Here is a 15,337-nt window from a genome sequence, read left to right on the forward strand (position 1 = left end):
GGGGGGGGCCCGGGGGGGGGGGGCCCCCCCCCCCCCCCCGGCCCCCCCCCCCGGGGGGCCCCCCCCCCCGCCCCCGCGCCCGGGGGGGGCCCGGCCCCCCCCCCCCCCCCCCCCCCGCTCCCTTTCCCCCGTACCCCCGTACGGTCCCCCCCTGCTCCCCCGTGAGCCCCGTTTCCCCCGTGGGCCCCCGCGGGTCCTTCCCCCGTTTCCCCCCGCCTTCAGGCCACCAGCTCGCCGAAGGACTCCTCCTCGTCACGGCCGAAGCTCAGCACCTCGTCCTCGCGCAGTCGCCGCAGCGAGCGCCAGATGCTCGACTTCACCGTGCCGACACTGATGTCCAGGATCTCCGCGATCTCCGGATCGGTCCGGCCCTCGTAGTACCGCAGCACCAGCATCGTGCGCTGGAGCTCCGGCAGCCGGACCAGTGCCTGCCACAGGACCGCGCGCAGCTCCGTGCCCCGCATCGCGTCCGTCTCGCCGGCCGTCTCCGGCAGCTCCTCGGTGGGGTACTCGCTGAGCTTGCGCCGGCGCCAGGCGCTGATGTGCAGATTGGTCATGGTGCGGCGGAGGTACCCGCCGACCGCGGCCTTGTCACTGATCCGGTCCCAGGCGCGGTACGTGGAGAACAGCGCGCTCTGGAGCAGGTCCTCGGCCTCGAAACGGTCACCGGTGAGGTGGTAGGCGGTGGCGTACAGGGAGGCCCGGCGCTCCTGGACGTAGGCCGTGAACTCGGCCTCCGCGCACCCGGAGCGCTCCCCCGCGGCCTCCCCGTACACCGCTCCCCCGTCAGCGACGGCCACCATGTACGGCGCCTTGCGCTGACGTCCGACGCCGCGGACGCACCCCCGTCCTCCCCCGAGCGGGGAGGTGCCCCCGGTGTTCGCGCCGGACTTCTCCGTACTCCGTACGACGTCGTGGAGACGCGTGACAACTGCGCTGGAGGTGGTGCTGTGCAGTGCGTTCATCTCGCGCCCCCCGTCGGCTGGAGTGTGTTTCGGTCCGTGTGCCAAGAAGCTTGCCGCCGGGACTTCATGGCGCTGTCCGCCGACTGTCACAGCCGTGTCACAGGCCCCCGCGGCGGGGGCGCGCCTCCGGCCGGTCGAACTCGGACGGCCGAATGAGACAGAATGCTGCCCGTGCCTTTTCTGTTGCTGATCGAGGACGACGACGCCATCCGCACGGCCCTCGAACTGTCCCTGTCCCGGCAGGGACACCGGGTGGCCACCGCCGCCACGGGCGAGGACGGCCTCCAGCTGCTGCGCGAGCAGCGGCCGGACCTGGTCGTGCTCGACGTCATGCTGCCCGGCATCGACGGCTTCGAGGTGTGCCGGCGCATCCGCAGGACCGACCAGCTGCCGATCATCCTGCTGACCGCGCGCAGCGACGACATCGACGTGGTCGTGGGCCTGGAGTCGGGGGCCGACGACTACGTGGTGAAGCCCGTGCAGGGCCGGGTCCTGGACGCCCGCATCCGGGCCGTGCTGCGGCGCGGCGAGCGGGAGTCGACGGACTCCGCGACGTACGGCTCGCTCGTCATCGACCGGTCCGCGATGACGGTCACCAAGAACGGCGAGGACCTCCAGCTCACCCCGACCGAGCTGCGGCTGCTCCTGGAGCTGAGCCGCCGGCCCGGACAGGCGCTCTCCCGGCAGCAGTTGCTGCGGCTCGTGTGGGAGCACGACTACCTGGGCGACTCGCGGCTCGTCGACGCCTGTGTGCAGCGGCTGCGCGCCAAGGTGGAGGACGTGCCGTCCTCGCCGACCCTGATCCGTACCGTGCGCGGTGTCGGCTACCGGCTGGACGTCCCTGCGTGAGCAGGGGGGTGCTCGCGCGGCTGCGCCTCTCCAGCCTGCGGCTGCGGCTCGTCGTCGTCTTCGCCCTCGTCGCGCTCACCGCGGCCGTCGCCGCCTCCGGGATCGCGTACTGGCTCAACCGCGAGGCGGTGCTCACCCGCACCCAGGACGGGGCGCTCAACGACTTCCGGCAGGAGATGCAGAACCGGGTGGCGGCGATGCCCCTGCGGCCCTCGCCGGACGAACTGCGGCGGGCCGCGGAGCAGATGGCGGGCGGCAGCGCCGGCTACCAGGTGCTGCTGCTCGGCGAGCGGGACGAGGGCAAGCCGATCGTGGGCGCCTCGGACCCGGACGACTTCACCCTGGCCGACGTGCCGCGTCCGCTGCGGGAGGCCGTGGACACCCGGCGGCCGGTGACGGACGCCAACCGGTACCCGTACCACCTGTTCTGGCAGCGCACGGAGCGGGACGGGACGCCGTACCTCGTCGGTGGGGCCCGGATCGACGGCGGCGGGCCCACCGGCTACGTGTTCAAGTCGCTGGCGGCGGAGAAGGCCGACCTGAACTCGCTGGCCTGGTCGCTGGGGATCGCCACCGCGCTCGCGGTGGTCGGTTCGGTGCTGCTCGCGCAGGTCGCGGCGACGACCGTGCTGCGGCCGGTGCACCGGCTCGGCGTGGCGGCCCGGCAGCTCGGGGAGGGCAAGCTGGACACCCGGCTGCAGGTCTCGGGGACGGACGAGCTGGCCGACCTGTCGCGTACGTTCAACAGCGCGGCCGAGTCCCTCCAGAAGAAGGTCGCGGACATGAGCGCGCGGGAGGAGTCCAGCCGGCGCTTCGTGGCCGACATGTCGCACGAGCTGCGCACCCCGCTGACCGCGCTGACGGCCGTCACGGAGGTCCTGGAGGACGAGCAGGACTCCCTGGACCCGATGATCGCCCCGGCGGTGGCGCTGGTCGTCAGCGAGACCCGGCGCCTCAACGACCTGGTGGAGAACCTGATGGAGGTGACCCGCTTCGACGCGGGCACCGCCCGGCTCGTCCTGGACGACGTGGACATCGCGGACCAGATCACCGCGTGCATCGACGCGCGGGCGTGGCTGGACGCGGTGGACCTGGACGCCGAGCGCGGGATCGTGGTGCCGCTCGATCCGCGCCGGCTCGACGTGATCCTGGCGAACCTGATCGGGAACGCGCTGAAGCACGGCGGTTCGCCGGTGCGGGTCTCGGTGCGCACGGAGGACGAGGAGCTGGTCATCGCGGTGCGCGACCACGGTCCCGGCATCCCCGAGGAGGTGCTGCCGCACGTCTTCGACCGCTTCTACAAGGCGAGCGCGTCCCGGCCCCGGTCCGACGGCAGCGGGCTCGGCCTGTCGATCGCCATGGAGAACGCGCTGATCCACGGCGGCTCGATCACGGCCTCGAACTCGGCCGGGGAGGACGGGACGGTCGACGGCGCGGTGTTCGAGCTGCGGCTGCCGCTGGACGCCTCGGGGATCACCCGCGAGGTACGGACCCGCAGTGGTCAGGGCGAGGAGGAAGCGTGAGGCGCCGTGCCTTGGGGCGTACGGCCGGTGCGGGGGTCCTGGCGGCCGTGCTCGCCGTGCTCGCCGCCGGCTGCGGGATCAGGACGACGTCGGTCCCGGTGGACGCGGGCCCGGCCCCGTCCCGGGTGCCGTGCAGTCCGGCCGCGGACGTCCCGGCGCGGGGCGTGCCGGTCCGGGTGTTCCTGGTGTGCGGCTCGCAGCTGGAGGCGGTGGAGCGCCGGTCGTCGCTGCCCGAGGAGAAGACGGACGCCGATCCGGTGCGGACGGCCCGCGAGCTGCTGGCGCAGTCGCTCGCGGAGCCCTCGGAGGACGAGCGGCGGGCCGGCTTCACGACCGCGGTGCGCGGCCCGCTGACGGTGGGCGGCGGACGGCGGGGCGACCCGGCGGGCACGCTGCGGCTGAGCCGGCAGCCCGAGGACCTGGCGCCGACCGCGCTGTCGCAGCTCGTCTGCTCCTTCGGGGAGAGTTCGGCGGGCGCGGGCGGCCACACGGTCCTGCTCGGCGGTCCGGGCCCGTACGCCCCGAAGCGCTACCGCTGTACGACGGGGCTGCGCGAGCGCCCCGAGTCCGCCCCGCCGACGGCTCCGGTCCCGGCCCCGGCGGCCACGGAGCCCACCGCGGCCACGGGGACGGCGCCCGGGACGGGCTGAGCCGGGAGCCGGGGCGCCGTCCGGCGGAACCGATTCCGCTCGCGGACACGTCTTGGGGTGCGTGCAGCGTCAAGGTTCGGGCGGCAGTGCCGCCGTGGTCGTCCGCGTGGTGGGGTCCGTCCTCCTCCTCGCGCATCTGCTCCTCGTCGCCTGGGTCGCCCTGCGGCCGCGCGACGTGGCCTGGGTGACCCCGCCGAACACGGTCCCGCTGGACGGTCTGCGGGCCGATCTCGCGCTCGGCGGTGCCGAGGCGGCCCGGCTGATCGGGGAGGGCCTGGTGCTCCTCGCCCCGCTCGGGGTGCTGCTCCCGATGGCCGACGGACGGCTCCGCGTCTCCGGCTGGGCCTCGCTGGCGCGGACGACCGCCGCCGGGGCGCTGGTGTCGCTCGCGGTGGAGCTGTTGCAGACGGCGGTGCCGGGCCAGGTCGTGGACGTGGACTCGGTGCTCCTGAACACGGCCGGGGTGGCGCTCGCGCACCTCCTGCTGGTCCCGGCCGGACGGTCCCGGCTGCGCCGCAGGGCGGAGGCGGGCCGTACGGGCTCCTCCGGAGGGACCGTGCGGGGCCGGGGTTCCGCCCTGCTCCGGGACGAGGGTTCTCAGGGTGCGACCCCGACGATTACCAGGGTCCCGATCGCCCGGTAGACGGACGCTTCGTCCCCTTTTCCGGCGGCAGTATGGAGGGGTCGGGAGCCGCAGGAGCGGTTCCCGGACCGACTTCGAAGGAGCCCACCATGGCCGCACTGATCCGCCCCCGTGACGGACGCGTGATCGGCGGTGTGTGCGCGGCGCTGGCACGGCGCTTCGGCACCTCCGCGACAACGATGCGCGTGATCTTCCTGGTCTCGTGCCTGCTGCCGGGCCCGCAGTTCCTGCTGTACCTGGCGCTGTGGGTGCTGCTGCCGGGGGAGAAGACGCCGAGCACCGCCTGGTAGGCGGCGCGCACGCGCGAAGGGGCGCGCACCCGGGGTGGAACCCGGGTGCGCGCCCCTCTTCCGTGCCGCAGGGGTCCCGTACGGGCTCGTACCGGCCCCTACGGGCCGGGTCAGCCGAGGGGCAGGCCGTTCAGCGGGAGACCGGCGAGCGGGAGGCCGCCGAGGAGCCCCCCGAGGGGGGTGGCGCCGAGGCCGCCGGCGGCGGTGTCGAGCGGGAGGTTCCCGGTGGCCTGGCCGGCGGCGGCCGGGAGGGTCTTCACACCCTGGTCCAGACCCTGGCCGAGGGCGCCCTGCCCGGCACCGAGGGACTCGGCGGCACCGTCGGGGAGCTCGGTGAGGCCGTCTCCCAGCGGAACGGACTGGGTGACCAGGCCGAGCGCGTCGGGAACGGCGGGCGCGACCGGGGCGGCGGAGGCCGTGCCGGCGGCGGCAGCGGCGAAAGCGGCACCGAGGGCGACGACACCGAGCTTCTTGGCGGACTGCTTCATCTGTAAAACTTCCTTGGGGAATCCGGGGGCTTCCGGGCGGGCCGGAAAAGCCGGGAGGGGAAATCCGGGGAATCGGGAATGCAGAGCGGCTTAGCAACCTAACCACCGCGCGACACCCCCGCAAACACCGGAAAGCGGCCGGGTGTCGTGCCGACCCGGCCGCTCCCGCCCCCTCCACGGAGCCCCGTTCAGCCTCCCGTACGGGAAGAACCGCTGGTCGGAGCGGAGCCCTGGAACAGCCATTCGGACTTCAGCTCGGCGTAGCCGGGCTTGATGACCTCGTTGATCATGGCGAGTCTTTCATCGAAAGGAATGAACGCCGACTTCATCGCATTGACGGAAAACCATTGCATGTCGTCGAGCGTGTAATCGAACGCCTCGGTCAGCAGCTCGAATTCGCGGCTCATGCTGGTCCCGCTCATGAGGCGGTTGTCGGTGTTGACCGTGGCGCGGAAGTGCAGGGTGCGGAGCAGGCCGATGGGGTGCTCCGCGATCGAGGCGGCGGCACCGGTCTGGAGGTTGGAGGAGGGGCACATCTCCAGGGGGACGCGCTTGTCGCGGACGTAGGCGGCGAGGCGGCCGAGGCGCACCGAGCCGTCGTCGGCGACCTCGATGTCGTCGATGATCCGGACGCCGTGGCCGAGGCGGTCGGCCCCGCACCACTGGAGCGCCTGCCAGATGGAGGGGAGCCCGAACGCCTCCCCGGCGTGGATCGTGAAGTGGTTGTTCTCCCGCTTGAGGTACTCGAAGGCGTCGAGGTGGCGGGTGGGCGGGTAGCCGGCCTCGGCGCCCGCGATGTCGAAGCCGACGACGCCGGAGTCCCGGTGGGCGTTGGCGAGTTCGGCGATCTCCAGGGAGCGGGCGGCGTGCCGCATGGCGGTGAGCAGGGCGCCGACCCGGATGCGGTGCCCGTCGGCCCTGGCCCGCCGCTCGCCCTCGCGGAACCCGTCGTTGACGGCCTCCACGACCTCTTCGAGGGTGAGGCCGCCCTCCAGGTGCTGCTCGGGGGCGTACCGCACCTCCGCGTAGACCACGCCGTCCTCGGCGAGGTCGACGGCGCACTCGGCGGCGACGCGGAAGAGGGCCTCCCGGGTCTGCATGACGGCGCAGGTGTGCGCGAAGGTCTCCAGGTACCGCTCCAGGGAGCCGGAGTCGGCGGCTTCCCGGAACCAGGCGCCGAGCTTGTCCGGTTCCGTCTCCGGAAGCTGCTCGTAGCCCTGCTCCCGGGCGAGTTCGATGATCGTGCCGGGGCGCAGTCCGCCGTCGAGGTGGTCGTGGAGCAGCACCTTCGGGGCACGGCGGATCTGGTCCGCGGTGGGGACGTTGGGGTTCTGGCTCGTCATTGCGGCACTCTAGCCCCTACGCGCGTAGAGAGCGCCTCGCGGCGCCCGGCCCACGACGGTTTCCCCGCCGCGGCCCCCGGCCCGCGCCCCGGCCCCCGCGCCGACGCCGCCGCGGTACGCCCTAGCCTGCGACCATGACCACCCCGACACCGGCCTCCGGGGCCCACCGCGCCGAGCTGCGCCGCGTCCACGGTTTCCTGTCCGCCTTCCACCGCCGCCAGGCGGCCCGCACCGTCGGCTTCCCCGGCGGCTTCGCCGTGTTCGACGACGCGTACGCGCTGTCCCGGGGCAACAACCACGTGCTGGTCGACGGGGAGACAGGTCCCGAGGCGCTGCCCGCCCGGATCGAGGCGCTGATGGGCCACCTCCCGTACCGCCACGCGTACGTCCTGCGCGAGGAGGTCGCCGCCGCCTGCCGGGAGCCGATGGCCCGGGCGGGGTACCGGCACTCGGTCACGCTGCTCATGCGGCACAAGGGGCCGGTCCCGGCGCACGGCGGGGCCCGGGAGACGGACCTGGACGCGCTCCGCGGACCGGTCACCGCGTCCTGGCGCCGCATCGCGCCGCACGCCTCGGCGGCGCACGTCCGCGATCTGGTGGAGCGGCGGACGGCCCGGCGGCGGGGCGCGGAGGACGTCCGGTTCCTCGCCTCCCGCGACGCGGACGGCGCGGTGGCCGGGTGGGCCGACCTGTACCTGGACCCGGCGGGCGGGGTGGCCCAGATCGAGGACCTGGTCACGGACGGGGACCACCTCGGGCGGGGGCACGCCGGGGCCGTCCTGGACACGGCGCTGCACCTGGCCGCCGGGGCGGGCTGCGCCACCCGCTTCCTGACCGCGGACCCGGACGACTGGCCGCACCGCTGGTACGCCCGGAGGGGGTTCGAGACGATCGGTGCCGTCTCCTGTTTCGAACGGGACGGAACGGCACGGGCGTTCGCCTCCCGGGACGATACGTAACAGAGATCGCGCGTACCACTGGCGTACACCTCCGATTCTGAGACTGTTCTGTCATGGCGCACTTCGCACTCGTGGGACCGCCCGACGCACGGAGACCCCGGCTCGGACGGCCCGTTGGAGGTTCCCGCACGTCGGCGGTGGGCGGCGTGGTGCTGCTCCTGCCGGACGGCGAGCCGATGTCGGGGCGGCGGGCCTCCCTGCGGGCCCACGCGGCGATGCTCCCGCTCGGGCGCGCCCTGGAGCGCGCGGGCCGGTCCGAGGGGCTGGCCGCGCACGTGGTGCGCTACCGGGCGCGGGGCTGGAACGGTACGGACGCGGACCTCGCGGCGGACGCCTCCTGGGCGGTCACGGAGGCGGTACGGCGCTACGGCGACGTCCCCGTCTGCCTCGCCGGGCACGGGCTCGGCGGCCGGGCCGCGCTGCGGGCGGCCGGACAGGAGGCGGTCGGCGCGGTCCTGGCGCTGGCGCCGTGGCTGCCGGAGGACGACGTGGCGGCGGAACCGGAGCCGGTGCGGCAGTTGGTGGGGCGCCGGGTGCTCCTGGTGCACGGCACGAACGACGCGCGGACGGACCCGGAGCTGTCGTTCCGGTTCGCCGAGCGGGCGAAGAAGGCGAACCGGGACACCTGCCGCTTCGAGGTGCACTCGGACGGCCACGCGCTGCGCCAGTACGCGGCCGAGGTGCGGGCCCTCGCGGCGGACTTCGTCCTCGGCTCCCTCTTCGCCCGGCCGGTCGCCCGGCCGCTGACCGACGCGATGGCGGCGCCCCCGCCGCTGGGTCTGCGGATGCCGCTGGCGGTGGGGTTCGGGAGCGCGCGACGGCGGTGAGCCGGGCGTCCCGCTCACGGGGAGCGCGGGGGCTCCTTCGGCAGCAGGTGGCCGCGCCGGCCGAGCAGGAACTTCTTGAAGGCGGCCACCGGGGCGGTGTCCGGGTGGCCGTCGAGCCAGGCGACGCCGATCTCGCGGACCGCGCGCGGGGCGGTGACGGTCAGCTCGACGACGCCGGGGCGGGGGACGGCCGGCGGGGGCAGCAGCGCGACGCCGAGGCCGGCGGCCACCAGGCCGCGCAGGGTCTCGGCCTCCTCGCCCTCGAAGGCCACCCGGGGCCTGAACCCGGCCTCCGCGCACAGGTCGTCGGTGATGCGGCGCAGCCCGTAGCCCGGCTCCAGGGTCACGAAGGTCTCGTCGGCGGCCTCCGCGAGCCGCACCCGCCGGCGTCCGGCGAGCCGGTGCTCGTCCGGCACGACGAGCCGCAGCCGCTGCTCGTCGAGGCGCCGGGCCACCAGGTCGGGGGCGTCGGGCACCGGCGAGGTCAGGCAGAGGTCGAGGTCCCCGGCCCGGAGCCGTTCGATCATGGCCTCGCCGTAGTTCTGGACCAGGGTGAAGCGGACCCGGGGGTGGTCGACGCGGAAGGCGCGGATCAGCCCGGGGACGGTCTCGGAGCCCATGGTGTGCAGGAAGCCGAAGGCGACCCGTCCGGAGGCGGGGTCCGCGTCGGCCCGTACGGTGTCGGCGGCCCGCTCCACCTCCGCGAGGGCCCGTTCGGCGGCGGTGAGGAAGCGGCGGCCCGCCGGGGTGAGGGCGACCGTGCGGCCCCGGCGGGCGAAGAGGGTGACGCCGAGGTCCTGTTCGAGCCGGACGATCGCCCGGGAGAGCGTGGACTGCGGGACGCCCGTCTCGGCCGCCGCCCGGGTCACGTGCTCGTGGCGGGCGACGGCGGCGAAGTACGCGAGCCGGGGCGCCAGCACCGACCCCATGTCTTCTTCGTTACTGTTCGGTGACAGGCGGGGGCGTGACCTGTGCTCATGCTCCATGGGAACGATTACAGCAGTTCCGTGCATTGGACGCATGAAACCCGTCGGCCTACGTTCGTGGCATGCCTTCCGCCAGTACCAGGGCGGTCGCCGCCACCGCGACCGCCGGCCTCCCCACCCCCGACACCCGCCTCGCCCCGGGCACGCCCGCCTACCGCCGGACGAGCCTCGCGCTCTTCGCCGCGGGCCTCGCCACCTTCACGCTCCTCTACTCCACGCAGGCGCTCCTCCCGGCCGTCTCCGCCGCGTTCGGCGCCACGGCCTCCGCCGCCTCCTGGACGGTCTCCGCCGCCACCGGCGCCCTCGCCCTCTGCGTCCTGCCGCTCAGCGCCCTCTCGGAGCGCTTCGGCCGCCGCGCGATGATGACCGCCTCCCTGACGGCCGCGGTCGCCCTCGCGCTCCTCGTGCCGCTCGCCCCGAACCTGGAGTCGCTGATCGCGCTGCGCGCCCTCCAGGGCGCGGCGCTCGCCGGACTCCCGGCCTCCGCGATGGCCTACCTCGCCGAGGAGGTGCGGCCCCGCGCCCTGGCCGGCGCGATCGGCCTCTTCGTGGCGGGCAACTCGATCGGCGGGATGAGCGGCCGGCTGCTGACCGGCTGGGTGGCCCAGCTGTGGGGCTGGCGGGCCGGACTGGCCGCCGTCGGCCTGGTCTCCCTGGTGTGCGCGCTGGCCTTCCGGGCGCTGCTGCCGAAGGCCCGGCACTTCACCCCCGGCACCCTGAGCCCGAAGACGCTCGCCCGGACCGTGCGCACCCACCTCGCGAACCCGCTCCTGGCGCGGCTGTACGCGATCGGCGCCCTGTTCATGACGGTGTTCGGCGCGGTCTACACGGTGATCGGCTACCGCCTGGCGGAGGCCCCGTTCTCGCTGCCGCAGGGCGTCATCGGCTCGATCTTCCTGGTCTACCTGGTGGGCACGGTCTCCTCCGCGGCGGCCGGACGGCTCGTCGGGCGACTCGGCCGGCGCGGCGCGCTCTACCTGGCGGTCTCCACCACCGCCGCCGGTCTGCTCCTGTCGCTCTCCGACGCGCTGCCGGCGGTCCTGGCGGGCCTGGTCCTGATCACGGCCGGCTTCTTCGCGGGCCACGCGGTCGCCTCCTCCTCGGTGAGCCGCACGGCGCGGACGGGCCGGGCGCAGGCGTCGGCGCTCTACCAGTCCGCGTACTACCTGGGCTCCAGCGCGGGCGGCACGCTCGGCGCGGTCGCCTTCCACGCGGGCGGCTGGGCGGGCACGGTCCTGCTGGGCCTGGTCGCGGTCCTCGGCGTCGTCTCGATCACCCTGTACGGCACGCACAGCGCGCGCGTGGAGGCGCGGCGGCTCGGTCCGGCGACGGCCTGACGCAACCGGCGCGGTCTTCCGGCGGGCGGGCCGCAACCGGCAGACTCCTCCGTGCGTCTTGAGGTGCAGAACTCCAGGGGGTGTTGACGATCATGAGGGAATACATACGGCGGACGGGCCGCAGAGCCGCCGTCACGGCCGGCCTGACGGCGCTCGTGGTGCCGCTGACGGTGGCGCTCGGCGCGGGGACGGCGGAGGCCGCGTCCTGCAACGTGACGACCGGGCCGTACCAGAAGCAGGTGGAGAAGTTCCTGGGCCGGACGGCCGACGGACGCCAGTCGGCCGCCGACTGCAAGGCCATCCAGTCCTTCCAGAGGACGCACGGCATCACGCCGGCCGCCGGGTACGCGGGGACGGTCACCTGGCGCACCATGAACACGATGCTGCAGCAGAGGGCGGCCGGGAAGAACCCCAACAAGGACCGCAAGTGCCCGACCAACAAGGGCCGGATCGCCTGCGTGGACCTGACGCGGCAGCTCACGTGGATCCAGGACGGCGCCAAGCTGAAGTACGGTCCGGTGCCGGTGCGCACGGGCAAGGACGGGACCGAGACCCGTACCGGCCTGAAGAAGATCTACTGGCGGAACATCAACCACTGGTCCACGATCTACCACGTCTCCATGCCGTACTCGCAGTTCTTCGACGGCGGCCAGGCGTTCCACTCGACCACCAAGTCCATGTGGAACCCGCCGGGTTCGGGCGGCTGCGTGAACATGCGGCCGGCCGACGCGAAGGCGTACTGGAACCTGCTGCGGAACGGCGACGACGTCTTCGTCTACGGACGCAAGCCGGGAACCTGATCCCGGCCGGTTCCCGCTCCACCGGCCCGGGGCGGGTACGCGTACCCGCCCCGGGCCGGCACCGCCGGGGCGGCGGGCCGGTGGCCGCCGCGGCCCGACTACTGCGCCGCCAGCCAGGCCGCCCCCGCGGAGTGGACGTGCAGGTCGACGACGACCTCCTCGCCCTCCGGGCGCCCGCGCTCCGAGATCTCCAGGCCGATCAGCGCCAGGTCACCGGCCCGGCTCCGCAGCTCGTACTGCTCATGGGTCTCCTCGCCGACGTCGCCCGACTCGTCACGCTCCCAGGCGGCCACCGCGGCCTCGGCCACGGCCCTGGGCAGGCGCACCGTGACGCGGCCGACCTGGGCGTCGACATGTTTCCCGATGGCCGCCAGCACCCTGGAGTCCTCCCGGTACCGGACGTACTGCTCCTGATCCGTCACGGGGCGAGGCTACCCGGGATCCCGGGCCCGTTCCGACCGGATCACCCCGGTGAACCCGTGCGGCCGGAGCGGACTCCGCACGACCGCGGGGTGCGAAGACCGAAAGACCCACACCTGATCGGGGGGCGTAGATGGACGTGTTGATCAGGCCCGCACGGGCGACGGAAGCCGGGGTGCTCACCGACTTGGCGCTGCGGTCCAAGGCGCATTGGGGATATGGCGCCGAGTTCCTGGAAGCGTGTCGGGAGGAGCTCACCGTCGCCGCGAACGAGGTCACGCGTCGGCGGGCCGTGGTGGCCGAACGGGAGGGTCGCGTCCTGGGCTTCACGACCCTTGAGGGAGAGCCGCCCACCGGTGTCCTGGGCATGATGTTCGTCGATCCGCGGGCCATCGGCCGGGGGATCGGCCGCCTGCTGTTCGAGCACACCGTCGCCGCCGGGCGGGACCTGGGGTTCACCCGGCTCATGATCGACGCGGACCCGAATGCCGAGCCCTTCTACCGGGCGATGGGCGCCGTCCGCACAGGGGACGTCCCGTCGGGCTCCCTCACCGGCAGAGTGCTGCCGCGGATGGTCGTCACCGTCCAGGGCTGAACCAGGGCCTGTCCGGTGAACCCGTGCGGCCGGAGCGCCGGACCCGGTAACTTCCCTCTCACCGGCACCGGACGGGTGCCGGTGAGGGGTGAGTGGGGTGTGACCCGATGAACGACGCCGCGGTCGTGACGACCGAGGAACTCGACAAGTACCGCCGTGAACTGACCGGTTACTGCTACCGGATGCTCGGCTCGTCCTTCGAGGCGGAGGACGCGGTGCAGGACACCATGGTCCGCGCATGGAAGGCCGTCGACTCCTTCGAGGGCCGCTCCTCGCTGCGGTCCTGGCTGTACCGGATCGCCACCAACGTCTGCCTGGACGCGCTGAACGCGGGCAACCGGCGGGCGCGGCCGATGGACCTGACCGGCCCGACGCCGGTGGCGCGGGCGCAGCTCGTGAAGCAGCCCGAGATCACCTGGCTGGAGCCGGTGCCGGACGGGCGGGTACTGCCCTCGGTGGCGGACCCGGCGGAGGCGGCCGTCGCCCGGGAGACCGTGCGGCTCGCGTTCGTGGCCGCGCTCCAGCACCTGCCGCCCAAACAGCGGGCGGTCCTCATCCTGCGCGAGGTGCTGGCCTGGCGGGCGAGCGAGGTCGCGGAGCTGCTCGACACCTCCGTCGCCTCGGTCAACAGCGCGCTCCAGCGGGCCCGCGCGACCCTGGCCGAGCGGGCGCCGGCCGCCTCGGACGCGGCGGACCCGCTGGACGAGGAGCAGAAGGCGCTCCTGGAGCGGTACGTGGCCGCCTTCGAGGGCTACGACATGAAGGCGCTGACCGCGCTCCTCCACGAGGACGCGACGATGACCATGCCGCCGTACGACCTGTGGCTCCGGGGCCACGACGACATCGTGGGCTGGATGCTGGGCGTCGGCGACGTGTGCCGCGGTTCGAAGCTGGTCCCGACGGTGGCCAACGGCTCCCCGGCCTTCGCGCACTACCACCCGGACCCGGAGGGCGGTTACAGCCCCTGGGCGCTGATCGTCCTGGAGCTGCGGGACGGCAAGGTGGCCGGGATGGACTTCTTCCTGGACACCCCGCGCTGGTTCCCGCTCTTCGGGCTGCCGGAACGGCTAGAGGCCTAACGTCTCCTCCAGCCCGGCGAGCCGGAGCAGGACCCGCAGGTCGGGCCCCACTCCGCGAAAGCGGATGCGGTGGCCGTGCCGGGCCGCCGCGAGCCCGAGCCGGGCGAGGGCGTCGACGGCGGCGAGGTCGGCCCGTACGAGCGCGCCGGCCTCGCAGACCACCCCGGCGGGCGGGGCGGCGGCGAGCCGCGCGCAGAGGCGGGCGACCTCCTCCCGTCCGGGCCGGGCGGTCAGGGTCACGACGAGGGGGCGGCCGGTGTCCGGTTCGCCGGCGCCCGGCTGGCTGGTGTCCACGCCCGATGTGACCGGCCCGGGGACGGAAACTCATCGGAGACGCCTCCGGTCGGGGGCGACCGGCGGGTGGAGCGGGGCGGCACGGCCCGACGGACGGCGGCCCGCGCGGGGTGCCCTGCGGGGCGTACGTCCGGGAAGCAGGCCCGGGTACGCCGACGGCCCCGCGGACCGGAAGGTCCGCGGGGCCGTCGTCACGCGCTCAGCGGTTCAGCCGGCCGTCCTTGACCGCCGTGACGAAGGAGGACCAGCCACCCGCCGGGAACACGAGGACCGGGCCGCGCGGAGTCTTGCTGTCGCGTACGGGGACGACGAGGGGGGCGAAGTCGTCGGAGACCTCGACGCATTCGCCACCGTCGGAGTTGCTGTAGGAACTCTTGCGCCAAGAAGCAGCACTCAGGTCGATGCGTCGCACGGTACTTCCTCCAACAAGGCCAGAACGAACTTCTGCGACTCGGCCGGAGAAAGCGCCAGGTCACGCATCGCATCGTACGCACGCTGCAAGGGCTCGACCGAAGTGCTCTCCTCGATCAGCTCGCCGTGGTGGGCGTTCTCCGTGTACGCAACGGTACGCCCGCTGTGCAGTCGCAGGAACATCACGGCGGTGCTGTTCAGACCGTGCACACCGGTGCGCAGAGGGAGGATCTGCAACGTCACGTCCGGGCGCTCCGCCACCTCCAGCAGGTGTTCGAGCTGTGTGCGCCACTCTCCCGCGTCTCGCAGCGGTGTCCGGAGAACCGCCTCTGCCAGGATCGTTCTGAACGGCGGTGCGTCCTCCCCCTCCAGCAGCGCCTTCCGGTCCATCCGGGCTTCGACCTGCTGGTCCAACTCCTTTCCTTTGTATCCGCCCGCCGCCAGCAGTTCCCGCGCGTACTCCGGCGTCTGCAACAACCCCGGCAGCACGCTCACCGCGAAGTGCCACAGGCTCACCGCCTCGGCCTCCAGCGTCATGTACCGCCGGTACCGTTCCTTGAACTGGGACTTGTCCCCGGCCGCCAGTTCCCACAGGGCGAGCAGCAGCTCCGGCGTCCCGTAGAACGTGTCCAGGGCCCGGACGACGTCCGGACTGCCCAGCGTCTCGCCCTTCTCCATCTTCCCGAACAGGGACCAGTCCCAGCCCACCCGTTCCCCGAGCTGCCGCAGGCTCAGCCTGCGACCGGTCCGGAGCATCCGCAGCTCCTCGGCGAACCGCTGGCGCGGCTCCTGGCTGCGGCCGCTGACCACTCGTCGCTGCGGCATGGCGCTCCTCTCCGAGTCGCTCGCGCGGGCGGACCGTACGACGGGTTGTGGAA

General features: G+C 73.8%; 19 protein-coding genes. 11 read left to right on the forward strand and 8 right to left on the reverse strand.

The genetic code is table 11. From position 1 onward, the window contains the following. Nucleotides 1-218: 218 nt before the first annotated feature. Nucleotides 219-965, reverse strand: a complete 747-nt coding sequence (locus tag ACFYZY_RS23900) for a SigE family RNA polymerase sigma factor (protein ID WP_388697567.1) — start codon at nt 963-965, stop codon at nt 219-221. A 171-nt stretch (nt 966-1,136) separates the two neighbouring features. Here ACFYZY_RS23900 and afsQ1 point away from each other — a divergent pair, with 171 nt between their 5' ends. From afsQ1 to ACFYZY_RS23925, 5 genes are all read left to right on the forward strand, one after another. Then, nucleotides 1,137-1,814, forward strand: a complete 678-nt coding sequence (gene afsQ1 / locus ACFYZY_RS23905) for a two-component system response regulator AfsQ1 (RefSeq protein ID WP_017239746.1) — start codon at nt 1,137-1,139, stop codon at nt 1,812-1,814. Next, the gene (locus ACFYZY_RS23910; protein WP_388697570.1) at nt 1,811-3,337 is read left to right on the forward strand and encodes an ATP-binding protein; all 1,527 of its coding nucleotides are present in this window, start codon (nt 1,811-1,813) and stop codon (nt 3,335-3,337) included. Before afsQ1 ends, ACFYZY_RS23910 begins: the two co-directional genes overlap by 4 nt. Further along, entirely contained in the window at nt 3,334-3,987 is a 654-nt protein-coding gene (locus tag ACFYZY_RS23915) for a hypothetical protein (protein WP_388697572.1), read from the forward strand. Before ACFYZY_RS23910 ends, ACFYZY_RS23915 begins: the two co-directional genes overlap by 4 nt. A 61-nt stretch (nt 3,988-4,048) precedes the next feature. Next, nucleotides 4,049-4,630, forward strand: coding sequence for a VanZ family protein (locus ACFYZY_RS23920; protein ID WP_388697574.1), 582 nt, complete (start codon nt 4,049-4,051; stop codon nt 4,628-4,630). An 89-nt stretch (nt 4,631-4,719) separates the two neighbouring features. Then, a complete protein-coding gene (locus tag ACFYZY_RS23925) occupies nt 4,720-4,920 on the forward strand; it encodes a PspC domain-containing protein (protein ID WP_388697577.1) in 201 nt (66 codons plus the stop codon). 110 nt (nt 4,921-5,030) lie between these two features. Here ACFYZY_RS23925 and ACFYZY_RS23930 read toward each other — a convergent pair whose 3' ends face one another. Then, complete coding sequence (locus ACFYZY_RS23930; protein ID WP_388697578.1) at nt 5,031-5,408, reverse strand: hypothetical protein; 378 nt, start codon at nt 5,406-5,408, stop codon at nt 5,031-5,033. Between the two features lie 188 nt (nt 5,409-5,596). Then, nucleotides 5,597-6,751: an adenosine deaminase gene (locus tag ACFYZY_RS23935; protein WP_388697581.1), complete on the reverse strand. Its 1,155-nt coding sequence runs from the start codon at nt 6,749-6,751 to the stop codon at nt 5,597-5,599. Between the two features lie 134 nt (nt 6,752-6,885). Between ACFYZY_RS23935 and ACFYZY_RS23940 the strand changes: the two genes are divergently transcribed. Further along, nucleotides 6,886-7,710 carry a GNAT family N-acetyltransferase gene (locus tag ACFYZY_RS23940; protein ID WP_388697583.1) on the forward strand — a complete coding sequence of 275 codons (825 nt, stop codon included), beginning with the start codon at nt 6,886-6,888 and terminating at the stop codon, nt 7,708-7,710. Nucleotides 7,711-7,763: 53 nt separating this feature from the next. After that, nucleotides 7,764-8,537 carry an alpha/beta hydrolase gene (locus tag ACFYZY_RS23945; protein WP_388697585.1) on the forward strand — a complete coding sequence of 258 codons (774 nt, stop codon included), beginning with the start codon at nt 7,764-7,766 and terminating at the stop codon, nt 8,535-8,537. A 14-nt stretch (nt 8,538-8,551) separates the two neighbouring features. Here the strand turns inward: ACFYZY_RS23945 and ACFYZY_RS23950 are convergent, their stop codons facing one another. Beyond that, nucleotides 8,552-9,523, reverse strand: a complete 972-nt coding sequence (locus ACFYZY_RS23950) for a LysR family transcriptional regulator (RefSeq protein WP_388697588.1) — start codon at nt 9,521-9,523, stop codon at nt 8,552-8,554. Between the two features lie 62 nt (nt 9,524-9,585). Here ACFYZY_RS23950 and ACFYZY_RS23955 point away from each other — a divergent pair, with 62 nt between their 5' ends. After that, nucleotides 9,586-10,860, forward strand: coding sequence for an MFS transporter (locus tag ACFYZY_RS23955; RefSeq protein ID WP_388697590.1), 1,275 nt, complete (start codon nt 9,586-9,588; stop codon nt 10,858-10,860). Nucleotides 10,861-10,952: 92 nt separating this feature from the next. After that, entirely contained in the window at nt 10,953-11,660 is a 708-nt protein-coding gene (locus ACFYZY_RS23960; RefSeq protein WP_388697593.1) for a L,D-transpeptidase, read from the forward strand. 98 nt (nt 11,661-11,758) lie between these two features. Here the strand turns inward: ACFYZY_RS23960 and ACFYZY_RS23965 are convergent, their stop codons facing one another. Further along, the gene (locus ACFYZY_RS23965) at nt 11,759-12,082 is read right to left on the reverse strand and encodes a hypothetical protein (RefSeq protein WP_388697596.1); all 324 of its coding nucleotides are present in this window, start codon (nt 12,080-12,082) and stop codon (nt 11,759-11,761) included. Between the two features lie 131 nt (nt 12,083-12,213). On the opposite strand from ACFYZY_RS23965, the gene ACFYZY_RS23970 reads away from it, so the two are divergent. After that, nucleotides 12,214-12,675 carry a GNAT family N-acetyltransferase gene (locus tag ACFYZY_RS23970; protein ID WP_388697599.1) on the forward strand — a complete coding sequence of 154 codons (462 nt, stop codon included), beginning with the start codon at nt 12,214-12,216 and terminating at the stop codon, nt 12,673-12,675. A 107-nt stretch (nt 12,676-12,782) separates the two neighbouring features. Continuing rightward, nucleotides 12,783-13,754: a sigma-70 family RNA polymerase sigma factor gene (locus tag ACFYZY_RS23975; protein ID WP_388697602.1), complete on the forward strand. Its 972-nt coding sequence runs from the start codon at nt 12,783-12,785 to the stop codon at nt 13,752-13,754. Here the strand turns inward: ACFYZY_RS23975 and ACFYZY_RS23980 are convergent. The 3 genes from ACFYZY_RS23980 to ACFYZY_RS23990 form a co-directional block, all read right to left on the reverse strand. Beyond that, entirely contained in the window at nt 13,743-14,048 is a 306-nt protein-coding gene (locus tag ACFYZY_RS23980; protein ID WP_388697604.1) for an STAS domain-containing protein, read from the reverse strand. The two genes, ACFYZY_RS23975 and ACFYZY_RS23980, sit on opposite strands and share 12 nt — an antisense overlap. A 199-nt stretch (nt 14,049-14,247) precedes the next feature. Further along, the gene (locus ACFYZY_RS23985) at nt 14,248-14,460 is read right to left on the reverse strand and encodes a DUF397 domain-containing protein (RefSeq protein WP_388697606.1); all 213 of its coding nucleotides are present in this window, start codon (nt 14,458-14,460) and stop codon (nt 14,248-14,250) included. Continuing rightward, nucleotides 14,442-15,284, reverse strand: coding sequence for a helix-turn-helix domain-containing protein (locus ACFYZY_RS23990; protein ID WP_388697609.1), 843 nt, complete (start codon nt 15,282-15,284; stop codon nt 14,442-14,444). The genes ACFYZY_RS23985 and ACFYZY_RS23990 overlap by 19 nt, the downstream gene beginning before the upstream one ends. Nucleotides 15,285-15,337: the final 53 nt, after the last annotated feature.

Origin of the sequence: Streptomyces sp. NPDC001744 (genome assembly GCF_042892575.1) — a bacterium.
Taxonomy (GTDB): domain Bacteria; phylum Actinomycetota; class Actinomycetes; order Streptomycetales; family Streptomycetaceae; genus Streptomyces.

Bases quoted from the DNA above. Each gene is read 5' to 3' on its own strand.
- ACFYZY_RS23930 (WP_388697578.1), bottom strand. From the start codon at position 5,408: ATGAAGCAGTCCGCCAAGAAGCTCGGTGTCGTCGCCCTCGGTGCCGCT.
- ACFYZY_RS23960 (WP_388697593.1), top strand. From the start codon at position 10,953: ATGAGGGAATACATACGGCGGACGGGCCGCAGAGCCGCCGTCACGGCC.
- ACFYZY_RS23925 (WP_388697577.1), top strand. From the start codon at position 4,720: ATGGCCGCACTGATCCGCCCCCGTGACGGACGCGTGATCGGCGGTGTG.
- ACFYZY_RS23955 (WP_388697590.1), top strand. From the start codon at position 9,586: ATGCCTTCCGCCAGTACCAGGGCGGTCGCCGCCACCGCGACCGCCGGC.
- ACFYZY_RS23940 (WP_388697583.1), top strand. From the start codon at position 6,886: ATGACCACCCCGACACCGGCCTCCGGGGCCCACCGCGCCGAGCTGCGC.
- ACFYZY_RS23900 (WP_388697567.1), bottom strand. From the start codon at position 965: ATGAACGCACTGCACAGCACCACCTCCAGCGCAGTTGTCACGCGTCTC.
- ACFYZY_RS23950 (WP_388697588.1), bottom strand. From the start codon at position 9,523: ATGGAGCATGAGCACAGGTCACGCCCCCGCCTGTCACCGAACAGTAAC.
- ACFYZY_RS23970 (WP_388697599.1), top strand. From the start codon at position 12,214: ATGGACGTGTTGATCAGGCCCGCACGGGCGACGGAAGCCGGGGTGCTC.
- ACFYZY_RS23945 (WP_388697585.1), top strand. From the start codon at position 7,764: ATGGCGCACTTCGCACTCGTGGGACCGCCCGACGCACGGAGACCCCGG.
- ACFYZY_RS23990 (WP_388697609.1), bottom strand. From the start codon at position 15,284: ATGCCGCAGCGACGAGTGGTCAGCGGCCGCAGCCAGGAGCCGCGCCAG.
- ACFYZY_RS23935 (WP_388697581.1), bottom strand. From the start codon at position 6,751: ATGACGAGCCAGAACCCCAACGTCCCCACCGCGGACCAGATCCGCCGT.
- ACFYZY_RS23975 (WP_388697602.1), top strand. From the start codon at position 12,783: ATGAACGACGCCGCGGTCGTGACGACCGAGGAACTCGACAAGTACCGC.